We start from the raw sequence: 1,853 nt of genomic DNA, 5'->3' as shown, positions 1-1,853 counted from the left end.
CTTGCAGCTAGGCATCGGACGCGCCGATGACGGACACGCTCGCTGTCATCCTGATGATGGACGCCACAGATCGCTCCGGCATCGTCGGCCAGGACGAAATCCATGGGTACCCAGTGGCCTCGGCTTCAGCAGTCTCGCTCCGGCCCGCATCGCGAAGGTCACAGGCTTCCACAAGCTCAGCCTCGCACCGTACCATCGAGACGCCTCTCAAGAAACTCACTCCAAGTAGTTGATTTGCAAGGCTGCTTTCATGCTCCTGCCTCGGCCGGCACAAGCCTGAAGCCGAGCTCACCGGCGCGCCTTGTCATTTGCCTCAGTACCCGCTCACGGTATCGCTCTTCGTAGTACTGCTGCCCCTGATCGACGTACTCCTGTCCTCGGGTCAGCATCGTGTAGATGTAGCGCGCAAGCTTGTGCGCCGCCGCCGTCACCGCCTTGCCTTTGTCCATTCGCGCGCACATGCGCCGGTAGTACGCGCCCAGCGAGGACTTGCTGCTGCGCAGCGCCGCGGCTGCCAGCTTCAGCGCCTGACGCGCCCGGTTGGCGCTTCTCTTGGTCGCCGAGCCCAACTCCTTGCCTCCGCTGATCTTGGTGCCCGGACACAGTCCCAGCCACGACGTGAAGTGCTTGACCGTCTTGAAGCGGCTCATGTCGGCTCCGATCTCGCTGAGGACCACCAGCGCCGTCGACGCATCGATCCCGTCGATTCGCGTCAAGTCCACGCCGCAGATCTCGTAGAGCCTTTGCCGCACGTCGAACTTCGGCGCATTGCGGTTCTTGCTCCGCCTGGGGCCTTTGTCGAGTCGGCCTTCGTGTTCGGCCAGCCCCAGCATCACTCGCTCAATCTCCTGGTCGCACTCGGCCAGCAGTTGCCCGCAGAAGTCATATGCCTGCAGTGCCTGCTTCAATTCGAACAGGTGCTCGTCCCTCCAATTGCCCAGCAAACTGGCCGCAATCTCCTCCTCGCTGGCCTTGATGCGGCAGTCCCGGTACGCGGCCAGCTCATGCGGGTCGCGCTCACCCTGCACGATCGCCCGCACAATCTTCTGCCCCGTCACCCCAGCCACGTCGCTGATCACCGTGCCAAGCTGGATGTTCATCTGCACCAGCGCCTTTTGCATGTGCTGCACGTAGCGCGCCTGCTCCTTGATCCGCCTGGCCCTTTGCCGGCACAGCGAGCGCCAGCCGCACACCGCATCCGACGGCCTGAACGCGCCCTTGAGCAGCCCGTACATCAGCAACTGCTGCAGCCACTGGCAGTCCTGTACGTCGCTCTTCCTGCCGGGCAGCCCCTTGACGTGCCGCGCGTTGACCAGCAGCACTTCGAACCCCGCTCGCTCCAGCATCTCGTACACAGGGATCCAGTACACCCCCGTGGACTCCATCGCCACCACCTTCACCCCGCACGAGTGCAGCCACTCGATCATCTGCTGCAACTGCCCCGTCACGCAGCCAAACTGCCTCACCGGCTGCTCCGCCACGTCCTCCCGTACTGCCACGTAGTGCATTGCGCCCCCTACGTCGATGCCCGCTGCATCCGGGTTGGTCACTTCCAGCCCCTTGCGTGTGTACCTGCGGTTGCGCTGTGCCATGCCATGCTCCATCATCAGCTTAGGAATGCCGCCGCAGGCTGTGGGAGTCGTCGTCTTTGCTCACTCTCTCAAACGGGATATCGCCAGCGAGGTTCATCACCCCGCCTGTCGATTCGCCAATGTCGATGACGACACCCGAAACCATCCTAACTGTCGAGCTTCACGCGTCAGTGGCGAGTCGGTCTTGGCCCGCGCGGCACTCCAACCTTGCCACAACACGCCACAGCACCAAGTTTCCTCGGCCCGATTCGCGGCCAACGG

1 protein-coding gene is annotated in these 1,853 nt (G+C 63.3%); it reads right to left on the bottom strand.

The window, feature by feature from the left end:
* Positions 1–248: 248 nt before the first annotated feature.
* The gene (locus CAPSK01_RS00150) at positions 249–1,592 is read right to left on the bottom strand and encodes an IS110 family transposase (protein ID WP_034920801.1); all 1,344 of its coding nucleotides are present in this window, start codon (positions 1,590–1,592) and stop codon (positions 249–251) included.
* Positions 1,593–1,853 lie beyond the last annotated feature (261 nt).

This window comes from Candidatus Accumulibacter vicinus (assembly GCF_000584955.1).
GTDB classification, from domain to species: domain Bacteria; phylum Pseudomonadota; class Gammaproteobacteria; order Burkholderiales; family Rhodocyclaceae; genus Accumulibacter; species Accumulibacter vicinus.
Note: the sequence above shows the minus strand (reverse complement) of the source record. Positions and strands in the feature narration are given on the sequence as shown.

Excerpts from the sequence above, each read along its gene's own strand:
- CAPSK01_RS00150 (WP_034920801.1), bottom strand. The coding sequence starts at position 1,592 with ATGGCACAGCGCAACCGCAGGTACACACGCAAGGGGCTGGAAGTGACC.